This is a genomic window from Arthrobacter bambusae (assembly GCF_030812595.1).
In the GTDB taxonomy this organism is placed as follows: Bacteria; Actinomycetota; Actinomycetes; order Actinomycetales; family Micrococcaceae; genus Arthrobacter; species Arthrobacter bambusae_B.
On the sequence record NZ_JAUSSZ010000018.1, the window covers coordinates 1 to 12,996 of the forward strand.

General features: G+C 64.5%; 10 protein-coding genes and 1 tRNA gene. 2 read left to right on the forward strand and 9 right to left on the reverse strand.

Annotated elements, in window-relative coordinates; all coding sequences use genetic code 11:
* Positions 1 to 139 precede the first annotated feature (139 nt).
* The 3 genes from hrpA to J2S96_RS18050 form a co-directional block, all read right to left on the reverse strand.
* Positions 140 to 4,093: an ATP-dependent RNA helicase HrpA gene (hrpA, locus tag J2S96_RS18040; protein WP_306866549.1), complete on the reverse strand. Its 3,954-nt coding sequence runs from the start codon at positions 4,091 to 4,093 to the stop codon at positions 140 to 142.
* A 13-nt stretch (positions 4,094 to 4,106) separates the two neighbouring features.
* Entirely contained in the window at positions 4,107 to 5,093 is a 987-nt protein-coding gene (locus J2S96_RS18045) for a helix-turn-helix transcriptional regulator (RefSeq protein WP_306866552.1), read from the reverse strand.
* A 102-nt stretch (positions 5,094 to 5,195) separates the two neighbouring features.
* Positions 5,196 to 5,363, reverse strand: a complete 168-nt coding sequence (locus J2S96_RS18050; protein WP_306866556.1) for a hypothetical protein — start codon at positions 5,361 to 5,363, stop codon at positions 5,196 to 5,198.
* Positions 5,364 to 5,444: 81 nt separating this feature from the next.
* Between J2S96_RS18050 and J2S96_RS18055 the strand changes: the two genes are divergently transcribed.
* Complete coding sequence (locus J2S96_RS18055; protein ID WP_306866561.1) at positions 5,445 to 6,413, forward strand: GlxA family transcriptional regulator; 969 nt, start codon at positions 5,445 to 5,447, stop codon at positions 6,411 to 6,413.
* On the opposite strand, the gene J2S96_RS18060 is transcribed toward J2S96_RS18055, so the two are convergent.
* From J2S96_RS18060 to J2S96_RS18085, 6 genes are all read right to left on the reverse strand, one after another.
* A complete protein-coding gene (locus J2S96_RS18060; protein WP_306866565.1) occupies positions 6,410 to 6,730 on the reverse strand; it encodes a protealysin inhibitor emfourin in 321 nt (106 codons plus the stop codon). The two genes, J2S96_RS18055 and J2S96_RS18060, sit on opposite strands and share 4 nt — an antisense overlap.
* A gap of 33 nt (positions 6,731 to 6,763) precedes the next feature.
* Positions 6,764 to 7,780 carry a M4 family metallopeptidase gene (locus J2S96_RS18065; RefSeq protein WP_306866720.1) on the reverse strand — a complete coding sequence of 339 codons (1,017 nt, stop codon included), beginning with the start codon at positions 7,778 to 7,780 and terminating at the stop codon, positions 6,764 to 6,766.
* 325 nt (positions 7,781 to 8,105) lie between these two features.
* Positions 8,106 to 8,178 (reverse strand) — tRNA-Arg (locus J2S96_RS18070).
* A 117-nt stretch (positions 8,179 to 8,295) separates the two neighbouring features.
* A complete protein-coding gene (locus tag J2S96_RS18075; RefSeq protein WP_306866567.1) occupies positions 8,296 to 9,816 on the reverse strand; it encodes an FAD-dependent oxidoreductase in 1,521 nt (506 codons plus the stop codon).
* On the reverse strand, positions 9,813 to 10,685 hold the full coding sequence (locus J2S96_RS18080; RefSeq protein ID WP_306866570.1) for an FAD:protein FMN transferase: 873 nt from the start codon (positions 10,683 to 10,685) through the stop codon (positions 9,813 to 9,815). The genes J2S96_RS18075 and J2S96_RS18080 overlap by 4 nt, the downstream gene beginning before the upstream one ends.
* Positions 10,686 to 10,689: 4 nt before the next feature.
* Entirely contained in the window at positions 10,690 to 11,109 is a 420-nt protein-coding gene (locus J2S96_RS18085; RefSeq protein ID WP_306866572.1) for an FMN-binding protein, read from the reverse strand.
* 235 nt (positions 11,110 to 11,344) lie between these two features.
* Here J2S96_RS18085 and argS point away from each other — a divergent pair, with 235 nt between their 5' ends.
* Complete coding sequence (gene argS / locus J2S96_RS18090; RefSeq protein WP_306866575.1) at positions 11,345 to 12,994, forward strand: arginine--tRNA ligase; 1,650 nt, start codon at positions 11,345 to 11,347, stop codon at positions 12,992 to 12,994.
* Positions 12,995 to 12,996 lie beyond the last annotated feature (2 nt).

Sequence of the window (12,996 nt, forward strand, 5' to 3'; positions counted from 1 at the left end):
ACCCGAACCAATTCACGCCGAACCTCAGGCCGACCAAAACGTCCCACAACACCACCAACCACTCAGGCGTTGCAACGACCCCCTGAACCCGCCGGGGGATTGGGCTCCGTAGGTGACCGGGCGTTGGGGGCGGTCCCGCTTAAGCGGGTGCCAGAGCCTGGTTGAGAACCGTCCGGATGCGCTTTTCCGAGACCGAGTAGGCCGTGCCGAGCTCGACGGCGAAAAGGCTTACGCGTAGTTCCTCGATCATCCAGCGCACCCGTGTTAACTCGGCTCCTGCCCGTCTGCCGGGCAACAGCGCGGACACGGCGTCGTCATAGTCGTCCTCCAACGCCTGCACCACCGACGTGTTCAGCCCGTCACGCTGGACATTGTTCGGGAGCTTTTCGAGGCGCTTCTCGATTCCGGCCAAATACCGGGGAAGCTGGCTCAACTGGGCGTAGCCGGTCTGTGCCACGAAACCCGGGAACACGAGCTGCTCGAGCTGGCTCTTCATGTCGTTGAGCGCACTGATCAGAGCGAGGCTGGTGCTGCCCTTGAGTTGCTTCTCGATCCGCCGGGTGCTCCCCAAGATGCGCTCGACGACGGCGGTCACCGTGAAGACGGTGTCGATCAGTTCGGCACGGACCACCTCGTACAGGGCGTCGAATGACGCTTTGTCCCATGGAAGTTCGGCGGGGGTCAGCTTGTCGATCGCAGCCAGGACGCAGTCCGCGATCAAGGCACTCACTGAGCCGTGGGGGTTCTGGCTGAACGTCAACTTCTCCGTGTTGTTCAAATGTTCCAGGACATAGCGGTCAGGGGCCGGAACCCTCAGGGCGAGCAGCCGGATGACGCCGCCGCGCATCGCTGACTCCTGCTCCGCTCGGGTCTGGAAGACGCGCAGTGCAACGGATTTGCCCTCATCGACGAGAGCGGGAAAGCCCGTGACATCGTGCCCTTTCACCGTGCGCGTCACTTGGCGTTCGATGGCTCCGAAAGTCCAAGCGGTGAGCCCGGTTTGCTCGGACAGGAAACCGGCTCCCGGCGGGGTAGCCCCGCCGCCGTTTCCTGCGGGGGAGCCGGTACCTTGGGCACCGGGGGAGCCCTTCGGGCCCTTGGCGCGTGCCGTCGTCGCGGGAGTTGCCCCGAGGGATTCGGCGATGGCCCGGCGCGTAGCCGGGGCCAGCTTCTCCTGGAGCGCGGCGAGGTCCTTGCCTTCGTCAAGCACCCTGCCGCGGCTGTCCACTACCTTGAAGCTGACGCGCAGATGCGCCGGAACAGCGTCCCAATTCCACGATCCCGGAGGAATGATGTGCCCGCGGATACGCCGCAGCACCAGTTCGAGCGAGGCCTCGAGATCGTCCGAGGCGGGATCGAAGTCAGCTTCCAGGGCTGCAGCGGCTTGCCGTGCCACATCCGGCGCGGGCACGAAGTTCTTCCGGAGCTGTTTGGGCAGCGACTTGATCAGCGCGGTGACGAGTTCCACCCGCTGGCCGGGTATCTGCCATCGGAAGGGGGCGTCCTCGAGCTGGTTGAGGAAGAGCACGGGAACCTCGGCTGTGACACCGTCCGAGGGATTCGGCGGAGAGCCGGGAGCCACGGGATGGAACTCGTAGCTCAGGGGCAGTTCAAAGCCCTTGTGCAGCCAGGTTTTCGGGTAGGCGGAATCATCCAGGGCTTCGGCGTCCTCGCTGATGAGCAGCGACTGATCGAAGTCCAACAAGGTGGGATCCTGCTGGCGGGCTTCCTTCCACCATTTGTCGAAGTGGCGTTCCGAGACCACGTCCTTGCCGATTCTGGCGTCGTAGAACTCGAAAAGCGTGTGGTCGTCCACCAGGATGTCCCGACGCCGCATCCGCGTCTCGAGTTCCTCGATCTCGTGGAGCAGGGCGCGGTTGCGGTGGAAGAACTTGTGGTGGGTCTTCCAGTCTCCCTCAACGAGGGCATGCCGGATGAAGAGTTCGCGGGAAAGTTCGGGATCGATCCTGCCGTAGTTGACGCGGCGGTTCGGGATGATGGGAACTCCGTAGAGCATGACCTTCTCGTGGGCCATGACCGAACCCGTCCGGGTGGACCAGTGCGGCTCACTGTAGGAGCGCTTCACCAGATCCGGCGCAACCTGCTCGACCCACAAGGGATCGAACTTCGCCGCGACCCGGGCCCAGAGCCGGCTTGTTTCGACCAATTCCGCGGCCATCACAAAGGCGGGCGACTTCTTGAACAATGCGGAGCCCGGGAAGATGGCGAAACGGGTGCCGCGTGCTCCGGCGTATTCGCGCTTGCGCTCATCCAGTATCCCGATGTGGCTCAGCAGCCCCGAGAGCAAGCTGATGTGGATTCCCTCGTTGTTGCCTACGGCGTCGGCCTCGCGCTTGTTGTCGATAGTGATGCCCAGCGGCTTGGCGAGCTGGCGCAACTGCTGGAAGAGATCCTGCCACTCGCGGACGCGCAGGTAGTTGATGAATTCGTTCCTGCACAGCCGGCGGAATTGGGTGGAGGAGAGCTCCCGTTGCTTTTCCTGGATGTAGTTCCACAGGTTCAGGAATCCGGTGAAGTCCGAGTTTTCGTCCCGGAAGCGTGCGTGCTTCTCCGCTGCAAGCTGCTGCTTGTCTGTCGGACGCTCGCGCGGATCCTGGATCGTCAAAGCCGCCGCCAGGATCATGACTTCTTTAACGCAGCCTCGCTTTCCGGCCTCCACGATCATTCTGCCGAGCCGGGGGTCGACCGGGAGCTGGGCCAACTTCTGCCCGACGGCGGTCAGGCCGCCGCGGGTATTAGCCCCGCCCGTCCGCGCGGGGCTAAGGGCCCCGAGTTCGCGCAACAGCGTGACGCCGTCGTTGATGGCGCGGGAGTCCGGCGGCTCAACAAAGGGGAAGTTCTCGACGTCTTTGGGACCGCGGGCAACGCCCATGGCCGTCATCTGCAGGATGACGGCGGCAAGGTTGGTCCTCAGGATCTCCGGATCAGTGAACGGGGGGCGGGACTCGAAGTCCTCCTCGGAGTAGAGCCGGATGGCGATACCTTCGGAGACACGCCCGCACCGGCCGGAGCGCTGGCTTGCCGATGCCTGCGAAACACGTTCGATCGGCAGCCGCTGCACCTTGGTGCGGTGCGAGTAGCGGGAGATGCGGGCCGTGCCGGTGTCGATGACATACTTGATGCCGGGCACCGTCAAGGAAGTTTCCGCGACGTTGGTTGCGAGGATGATCCGCCGCTTACCGCCCGGGTTGAACACCCTGTGCTGCTCCTGCAGGCTCAAACGGGCAAATAGAGGCAGCACTTCGGTGCCCGCAAGCCTACGGTTGGCCTGGATCCGGCCGTTCAGGGCTTCCGCGGCGTCACGGATCTCGCGCTCGCCGGAAAAGAACACGAGGATGTCGCCTGGGGCCTCCAGCGCGAGCTCGTCGACGGCGTCGCACACGGCGTCGAGGGGGTCGCGGTCTTCCTCAAGCTCGTCGTCGGACGCGTCCTCGTCTTCACCGGAGGCAGTCCCTCCGGCCGGTTGGGACAGGGGCCGGTAGCGGATTTCCACCGGGTAGGTCCGGCCCGAGACCTCGATAATCGGCGCAGGTTCTTCTTCGCTGCCGAAATGCTTCGCGAAACGCTCGGGGTCGATGGTGGCCGAGGTGATGATGACTTTCAAGTCCGGCCTTTGCGGAAGGATCCGCTTGAGGTAGCCCAGGATGAAGTCGATGTTGAGGCTGCGCTCGTGTGCCTCGTCGATGATGATGGCGCTGTATTTGCGCAGCAGCTTGTCCCGCTGGATCTCGGCCAGCAGGATGCCATCGGTCATCAGCTTGATCTTGGTGGCTTTGCTGACTTCGCCGGTGAAACGGACCTGGAAGCCCACTTCCTGCCCGATCTCCACGCCCATCTCGAAAGCGATGCGTTCGGCGACGGTCCGCGCGGCAAGGCGGCGCGGCTGGGTGTGGCCGATCAGGCCCTTGTCCCCGAGGCCGAGTTCCAGGCACATCTTGGGGATCTGGGTGGTCTTGCCGGAACCGGTTTCGCCGGCGATGATGGTCACCTGGTTTGCGGCAATCGCCGCCATCAAGTCCTCGCGGCGCTCGGAGACGGGCAGCTCTACGGGGTAGGAAATATGAAGTGTCATGGCTGCTGCCAGTCTACTGTGGCGGCGCGTCGCCTTGCAGTGCGTGGTTCCTTGCGGCTTTTTCCAATCGCCCGGCCATGGTGCGGGCGTACTCCTTGAATTCCTCCGGAGCGATGATCTCAAAGTCCATGTCCAGCGCAGCGAGGTGTGCTGCCGGCTGCGCCAGGCTGTCCCAGCCGGCGTGGAGCAGGGTGGCGTTCCCGCCGTCGTCGCTTAAGCTCGCGAGCTGCGGGCCGACGACGGCGGCCACCTCGCCAATGGGGGCATGAAGGCGCACGACGACGTCGTAGCGGTAGGGCGAGCGGGTCACGGAGCGCTGGACGTAGTCCGCGAGGTCCTGGGCCGGCAACGCTCGCGGTACGTACTTTTTCCGTTCAGCCGGAAGTGAGGCGATGCGGTCGGCGCGGAACGTGCGCCAGTCATCCCGGTCCACATCCCAAGCGACGAGATACCAGCGCCGCCCGGTGTCCACGAGCCCGTACGGCTCCACCAAGCGCCTGCCGGCGTCGCCGTCGGCCTTGATGTAGTCGAAACTGAGTTGTCGCCTGTCCGCAATCGCAGCGGAGACCACCGTGAGCTGCTGGGGGTCCACCGACGCCGCGTTGCTGGGGAGCGTAGTGACCGCGGCCTTGAGCATCGCAAACTTCGGGCGGAGACGTGCCGGCAGCACCTGCTCAAGTTTGGCAAGGGCGCGTACCGATGCCTCGCCGATACCGGCCACGGGTCCCGCCGCCACCGAGTTCAGCCCCAATGCGACCGCGAGTGCTTCATTATCGTCGAGCAGCAACGGCGGGAGCTGCGCCCCGGCGCCCAGTTGGTAGCCGCCGGCTATGCCCGGGGAGGCATGGATGGGGTAGCCAAGGTTCCGGAGCTTGTCGATATCGCGGCGGACGGTGCGCTCCGTGACACCCATCCGTTGGGCCAATGCCGGGCCGGTCCATTCGCGCCGGACCTGGAGCAAGGACAGCAATTGCAGCAGCCTGGCGGACGTCTGGATCATGGAATGAATCTAGCCCAGGATGCGGACAAAAGCCGTCCTCGTTCGGGGACGGGGTGTTGAGGAACAGTTGAGGGACAGGGTGCCGTTCAGGCCGGGCCGTGGCTAGAACGCGCGCAGCGTCCAGCATGAGTTGTCCGGCAGCTCCCGCGCGGTCCAAGGCTCGGCATGGTCGGGCAGATGGTGGCCGCGGCCGTCCCGAAGGACGGCTGAGACGGTACCCGCGAGGGTGACGAGGATGAGGATGAACACCAAGACTCCGACGATTTCCATGACTCCATCGTGTTCCTGGCGCGCCCCAAGAAACAGTGGCAGAAATGACCCATTTGAGCAATTTTCTGCCAAACTGGATCTATGTTGAAAACGGTGGCAATCATTGTTGTTCCCAACTTCTCGGTCTTCGAATTCGGCACCGCGTACGAGGTCTTCGGCATTGACCGTTCGGACCGGGGGAGCGGTGTTCCCGGCTTTGACTTCAGGGTCTGCACTCCGGTTCCGGGCGACGTGAAGATGAAGTCCGGCCTGTCGATGCATGTTGGCATGGGGTTGGAAGCCGCGGCCGATGCCGACCTTGTCATCATGGCTCCGTACGGACGGGACGAAGACGTGCCGGAGTCTGTGTTGGATGCGCTGCGTGCGGCACACAACCGGGGTGCTTGGGTCATGTCGATCTGCTCGGGCGCGTTCGCGCTGGCGCGTGCAGGACTTCTGGATGGGCGCCGTTGCACCACGCACTGGCACTATTCACAGGACCTGGCCAGCAAGTATCCGAAGATTCACGTCGACGAAAACGTGCTCTACGTCCAGGATGGAACGATCATCTCCAGTGCCGGCACGGCCGCCGGTATCGATGCCTGCCTGCATCTGGTCCGCGTCGAGCTTGGCGCCAACGTAGCTGCTGCCATTGCCCGGGACATGGTGGTTCTGCCGCATCGCGACGGCGGGCAGGCCCAGTTCATCGACCGGCCCATGCCTACTTGCGGCTCGGCGCCCATGGAGGCGTTGCTGCGCTGGATGGTGGAGAACCTGGAGCACGACCACAGCGTCAACGAACTGGCCGCCCGGCTGCACATGTCCGCCCGTACCTTCGCACGCCGTTTCCGGGCCGAAACGGGTGCCACGCCGGCGGCGTGGCTCAATTCGCAGCGGGTGCTCCGGGCGCAGGAGCTCCTGGAAACCACTGAGTTGAACATCGACGAGGTCGCCCGCGAAGCGGGGTTCGGGCATTCCGTGTTGCTGCGGCACCACTTTGCCAAGGTCCTGGACACGAGCCCGCAGTCGTACCGGAGGGCTTTCCGCGGCCAGTTGGCAGAGGTTGGCTAGCGGCGGAGGGTCTCCCGGCCCTCTACCTTGGCGTTCTCGACGAGAGTGTGCCACGGCCCGGTGACATCGGTCTCGGGAAGCGTGGCCCGGTGTTGTCCGGCGCGGATCGAATACATGAACCGGTCGGCTTGCCCTGCCGCCTTCCCGGCTGCTTGCGCGGTCGCTCCTTTGGCTTGGCCGCGGGATGGCACCTGGTCCCAAGGGCAGGCCTCGACAATCGGCATCCAGCGCCGCCTAGCTTCGGAAGTGGCGGCATCCACAGTCCAGACACGAGTGATAGCGGCGACGCCACCGCTGCGCTGGACAGTGATTTTCATGTTCTGCGGCTTCCACTGCTCCGGAGGGTGCTGCTAGAGCTTTACCTTCACAGTTTCCCATGCCCTGCGGACTGCGTCATGCTCGTTTGAACCGGCGCCGAAGAGTTCCTCCGCCGAAGCGACTGTGGCCTTCGCAAAGCGTCCGAAGGTGCATGTGGCAGGGAGGGCGCCGCCGCTCAGCGTGTTGTACCAGATCTGTCCCGGCGCCTCCCAGGCGTTGCCGCCCAGCTCCAGGGCAACCAGGGAGAACGCCCGGTTGGGGATGCCGGAGTTGATGTGGACACCGCCGTTGTCCGCGGTGGTGCGGACGTACTTGTCCATGGAGTCCGGTTGCGGATCCTTGCCGAGCACGTCGTCGTCATACGCGGTCCCGGGCGCTTTCATGGAGCGGAGCGCGGTGCCCTGGACGGCGTCCGTAAACAAGCCCTCGCCGATCAGCCAACTGGCCTCGGCTGCAGATTGCTTTTCGGCATACTGCTCCACAAGCGCACCGAAAACGTCCGACATGGATTCGTTGAGGGCTCCGGCCTGATTCCGGTAGGCGAGGGCGGCCGTGTACTGGGTGACGCCGTGGGCAAGTTCGTGCCCAATCACGCTGAGTGACTTGGTGAACCTCTGGAAGATCTCGCCGTCGCCGTCGCCGAAGACCATTTGGCTGCCGTTCCAGAAGGCGTTGTCGTACAGTTCGCCGTAGTGGACAGTGGCATCAAGTTTCAGCCCGGCGCCGTCGATCGAATTCCGGCTGAACGCCCCGGCATATAGGGCGTGGGTTTCACCCAGACCCTCGTAGGCTTCATCGGCGGCGGGGTCGCCCGTCGCGGGGCCTTTCTCCTTGCGGACGAGCTTGCCGGGCAAGGCTTCGGCAGAGCCCGCGTCGTAGATGGTCCGCTTGGGCGGCCCGGGTTTCGCCTGGCGCGCCGTCGGCACAGGGACCGGCACCGGAAGCGCCCTGACCGCCTGGAGGTTCCTGATGTGTAGCAAGGACTCCTTGGCTGCGCGCGCAATCACCCGCAAGCGGGGCTCGCGCTGGGCCGCCAGCCTTCGCAGCATGTAGGGAGGAACGATGGAACAGATCACGGCGAACCCTTTCGTACCGGGTGGACGGGTACGAACAGCTTAGGAGCGGCCACCGACTTTTTAGCCGGACCGGTTCGGCATGTCCGGGACACCTCGGATCGGCCCGACAATTCGTGGACACCGTCGGATTCTGCTGGATCATTCTTCTCGTCGAAGTTCCCGGTCCCCGGGATTCCGCGGTTCCGGATTCTGTCCATTCGAATGATTGAGCAGAATCCGCTGTTCGAACGACGTCGATCCCGGGACGCCAGGCAAAGGAAAACCCCGCCGGTTCAGTGAACCGGCGGGGTTTTGGTTGTGCCCTCGATAGGATTCGAACCTACGGCCTTCTGCTCCGGAGGCAGACGCTCTATCCCCTGAGCTACGAGGGCATCCGGGGTTCCCGTCCGTTGCCGGAGGGACGTCCATGAGCTTAGCAGGTCCCGGCGCTGCAATGGAAAACGGGGCGCCCGCCAGGTGCGCCGCTAGGGAGAGTGACCTGCCTTCCGTCAGTAGCCGGCGAAAGCGTCCACATGGATTCGCCGGGCTCCGGCACGGCGGGAGGCTGAGCGAAGGGCGTCCACGTTTGCCGGGGAGCCGGAGACGTACACCTCCCGTTTGGCCACATCCGGGACGAGCTCCCGCAGGGAGTCGCCGTCGATGCGGACCCGCCCGGCGTCGTGCATGAACGTCGGCGGCGGGGAACCGTCAGAAACGCGGGCAATAACCCGCGCGCCGGAAGCCGCCAGGACATCGCTCCCGGCAAGTTCGGCCGCGCTGGGGGCGAGGTACAACACGACGATGTCCCTTTGCGCGGAGTCGGGCGATGCGAGCTGGGACAAGAAAGGGGTGATCCCGATTCCCGCCGCGATGAGCAGCACGGGTTTGCCGGCGTCGCGCGGTAAGACAAAGTCACCGCCCACAGTGGTTCCATGCACGCAGTCTCCAGGCTCCAGCGCGAGCAGCACGCGTTTGGCGGCCGAGACGGGTTGCCCGGTGCCGACGCCGAACGTCAGCTCGGGTGAGTCCGGCGCGCTGGTCATGCTGAAGACCCGCCGTCGTCCTTTCCCGTCCGAGCGCGGGTGCGGAAGGTCGAGCTCCATGAACTGCCCCGGGAGGAAACGGACTGGCCGTCGCGGTTCGAAACGGAATTCGGTGGTGAAGGGCGTCAGGGGCCGCGAACCCTTGAACGTCAGCATGAGGCCGCCCCGCTGTCCCGCGAGGAACGCCAGAAGGTTCCCGATGAGCAGCGCGAGCTGAGGTGAATTGGCCATGCCGGCCAGGTTGTACGGCACGGCAAAGAACAACGCCACGACGACGGCCAGCGCCACCTGTTGCCAACGACGGGGAGGGAGGGTGAGAGGTTCCGTGAGCATGAAGCCGGCGAAAAACAAAAGCGGCTGCTGGGAGATCGGCTGCCACAAAGCCGATCCGAAGGTCATGCCGCCCCCGAGGAGTACGGCACACACCACGGACACCGCCACCAGGAGGAAAGTGCAGGCCATGAGCACCTTGAGTGTCCGGTACAACACCAGCAGCACGCCCGGGACCAGGAGCCACAGCATGGCTGGGGTCGCGGCCCACCACGTGGCGATGTTCAATCCCGTGAGCCCGGCGATGAAGGCGCCCGCCGCGGCGGGATTGAAAATGTGCCGTCCTCTGAAGGCCAACACATATTTGGATGCCGAAGCGAGGACACATGCCAGGGCGACTCCGGCAAGATCGGGGATCTGGACCGTCGGAATCAGTTCAGTGGGCCAGAACAGGAAGTACAACAGCAGGCCCGTGATGAGCGAAGACTCCGAATGTGGCCGCACCTTGAAGGGCATCGCCAGGAACCGGTTGGAGGCGTACGTCAGACCCAGGCACAGCACAAGGTGGACCAGCATTTCAGGCAGCCCGAAGCTTAGCCAGCCCAAGGCGTCCAACACCATGCTGTACACCACGAGCACCGCAAGGACCCAGAGGATCAGCCGATACATCGTGAAACGGCCGAGCCATGCATCCACTCGCGCTTTGATGCCAATCATGAGAAGAGCGTCCCTTCGAAACCGGCCGAATATTCGGCGTGTCCGTCCGAATAGACCTTAAGCCAAGAGAATTCGAACTCTTCCGCAAGCACCTTCGGATCCACCATGAAGAGCGCCGTGGCCAGGGCATCGGCCTCCATTGCCGTGGCCGCCATGGTCCACGTTGCCACCACCGTTTCCACCGGGCGCCCGGTCGAGCCGTCGAGGACATGGTGCAGTCCGTCGCCCCACGCGCGGCGGTTGGCCGCGGAAGCGCACAGCGCACCGTCATGGAGTTCGACGACGCCGATCGCCTGGGTGGGGTCGTAGGGGTGTTCGAGGGCCACACGCAAGGGTTCGGTCCCGGAATGGAGCATGTCGCCGCTGGCATCGACAAGGAATTCCGTGATTCCCGTTCCGCGCAGGACCGCTGCGAGCAGGTCCACCAATTGGCCCTTCCCGGCAGCGCCGATGTCCAGGACCACGGGAGCGGAGGAGGACACGACCGCGCCCTTCCATACAAGGACGTCTTCCCAGCGCGGCGCCGGCACGGGATGGCCGAGGGGCCGCACGGCGTAGTCATGCCCGTAGCCCAGGCGCTCGAGGCTGCCGCCGATGAGCGGTGTCATGGCGCCCCCGGTGAGGCGGTACAGCGTCTTGAAAAGCCCTTCGAGCTCGCTTGCGCCGGCGGGGAGGGTGACGGTGCCGGGTCCGCGGGCGAGTGCGGAGACCAGGGAGTCGTCCCGGAACCGCGAATAGCTTCGGTCGTAATCCTCCACGACGCCGAGCAGGCCGGCGCGCACGTCCTCCTGGAGTTCCTCCGGCGTCGAGATTTCCCAACTGGTCCCGATTCCGTCGAAGCTGAAAGCATTCCAGCCCGGGTGCGTCATGTGCCTATTTGGCCTCGGATTTGATGGTTTCCACGGCCTTGTTGAATCCTTCGCTGGTCAGGGAGGAGCCGGCTACCTTTGTGACGTTGATCTCGTCCAGTTTCTTGCCGACGACTTGCGCGGCGATGCCGTTCTTGAACTGTCCCTGGAACTCCCGGGTGTTCGGGTTGTTGGCATGGACGGTGATGTTCACCGCGGAAATGGTGCTGCCGGACAAGGTCAGCTGGACGCCCACGGTTTCACCGCCGTTGGGCGAAAAGTAGTCACCGTCCGCACTGTAAGTGCCGTCCTTGTAGGGGCCGGTAATCGTTGAGGTCTTTTGCGGGGTGCTTCCTTGGGCCGAAGGGGCACAAGCTGCCACGGAACTGGCAAGGGAGAGGCCAGCGGCGCCCACCAGGAGGCCCTTGCGGAGTGGCGTAGTCATGGTTCTGCTCGTTTCAACTGGACGGGGTTCAACTTGACGGGAAAAGGGTCCATGCGGATTGCTGTGGGCCGCTGGCCCGTTCACCCCGTTGACGTAGATTTCAGCGTAGCGGTTCAGTCTGGGAGCTGTACTGGCCGAAGCTGGGCGCCAGCTGGGTGTGTGCTGGTGCCCGCGTGTACGCATTACTAAGTGTAGGAATTCCACCAGTTGCAAGCCCCACCGGTACGCTAGACGGGTGACTCCCGAAGAACTCTCAGCCGCCATATCCGCCTGCCTGAAAGACGCTGTCGCCGCCGGCGAGCTTGCGCTTTCCGAATCTGCCCTCCCCGAGGACGTGCGCGTGGAGCGACCCAAGAACCGGGAGCACGGGGACTGGGCCACCAACATTGCCTTGCAGCTTGCGAAGCATGCCGGAACCAACCCGCGTGAATTCGCCACGATCCTGGGCAAGCGGCTGGAAGCGATCAACGGCGTCACGGCCGTGGACATCGCAGGCCCGGGCTTCCTCAACATCACCGTGGACGCGGCCGCCGCCGGCGCGCTCGCCAAGGTCATTGTCGAGGCGGGGAGTTCCTACGGAACCAACCAGGCGCTCGCAGGCCATGTGGTCAACATGGAGTTCGTCTCGGCCAACCCCACGGGACCACTGCACATCGGCCACACTCGGTGGGCCGCCCTGGGCGATTCCATTGCCCGCGTCCTCCGCGCCTCCGGTGCCGACGTCACCGCCGAGTACTACATCAACGACGCCGGCTCGCAGATGAACGTTTTTGCGAACTCGGTGCTGTCCCGCCTGCACGGCCGCAGTGTGCCCGAAGGCGGCTACCCCGGCGAATACATCCGCGAACTCGGCGACGAAGTGCTCAAAGCCCACCCGGCAATCCGGGAACTGACCGACGAAGCCGCGCTGCCGGTGATCCGGGCTGCCGCCTACGAAGCCCAAATGAAGGACATCAAGGACACGCTCGCCGAGTTCGGCGTCGCCTTCGATGTCTTCTTCTCCGAACAGGAACTGCACGACGCCGGTGCGATCGAATCCGCTGTTGCCCGCCTCCGGGAGCAGGGCCACGTGTTCGACGACGGCGGGGCAGTCTGGCTGCGGACCACTGACTTCGGCGACGACAAGGACCGCGTGATGATCCGTGCCAACGGCGAACCCACGTATTTCGCCGCCGACGCCGCCTACTACCTGTCCAAGAAGGACCGTGGCTTCACGGAGAAGATCTACTTGCTCGGGGCCGACCACCACGGCTACATCAACCGGCTCAAGGCCATCGCCGCCTGTGCGGGCGACGACCCCGAGGTGAACATCGAGGTCCTGATCGGACAGCTGGTCTCCGTCAACGGCGCCAAGCTGTCCAAGCGTGCCGGCAACATCATCGAGCTCAAGGACCTCATCGAATGGCTCGGCAAGGACGCGGTGCGCTACTCGCTGGCGCGCTTCCCCGCCGATTCGCCGCTCACGCTGGATCCTGAATTGCTGAAGAAGAACAGCAACGAAAACCCGGTGTTTTACGTCCAGTACGCTCACGCCCGTTCGCGCGGAACAGCACGCAACGCGATCGAGGCCGGCGTGGACCACAGCGCCTTCGACGCATCCCTGCTGGACCACGCCACCGAAAACGAACTGCTTTCCTACCTGGGCAGCTACCCGTCCATCGTGGCCAAGGCAGCCGAGCTTCGCGAACCGCACCGTGTGGCCCGCCACCTCGAGGTCATCGCCGGCGCCTACCACCGCTGGTACGACGCTTGCCGTGTTTCACCTTTGGGCGACGAGCCGGTGCAGGATGTCAACCGCACCCGCTTGTGGCTCAACGACGCCACGAGCCAAGTGCTGGCCAATGGGCTGGGACTCCTCGGCGTGTCAGCTCCGGAACGGATGTGACA

Bases quoted from the DNA above. Each gene is read 5' to 3' on its own strand.
- J2S96_RS18075 (WP_306866567.1), bottom strand. From the start codon at position 9,816: ATGATTGGCATCAAAGCGCGAGTGGATGCATGGCTCGGCCGTTTCACG.
- J2S96_RS18055 (WP_306866561.1), top strand. From the start codon at position 5,445: ATGTTGAAAACGGTGGCAATCATTGTTGTTCCCAACTTCTCGGTCTTC.
- J2S96_RS18085 (WP_306866572.1), bottom strand. From the start codon at position 11,109: ATGACTACGCCACTCCGCAAGGGCCTCCTGGTGGGCGCCGCTGGCCTC.
- J2S96_RS18080 (WP_306866570.1), bottom strand. From the start codon at position 10,685: ATGACGCACCCGGGCTGGAATGCTTTCAGCTTCGACGGAATCGGGACC.
- J2S96_RS18060 (WP_306866565.1), bottom strand. From the start codon at position 6,730: ATGAAAATCACTGTCCAGCGCAGCGGTGGCGTCGCCGCTATCACTCGT.
- hrpA (WP_306866549.1), bottom strand. From the start codon at position 4,093: ATGACACTTCATATTTCCTACCCCGTAGAGCTGCCCGTCTCCGAGCGC.
- J2S96_RS18050 (WP_306866556.1), bottom strand. From the start codon at position 5,363: ATGGAAATCGTCGGAGTCTTGGTGTTCATCCTCATCCTCGTCACCCTC.
- J2S96_RS18045 (WP_306866552.1), bottom strand. From the start codon at position 5,093: ATGATCCAGACGTCCGCCAGGCTGCTGCAATTGCTGTCCTTGCTCCAG.
- J2S96_RS18065 (WP_306866720.1), bottom strand. From the start codon at position 7,780: ATGCTGCGAAGGCTGGCGGCCCAGCGCGAGCCCCGCTTGCGGGTGATT.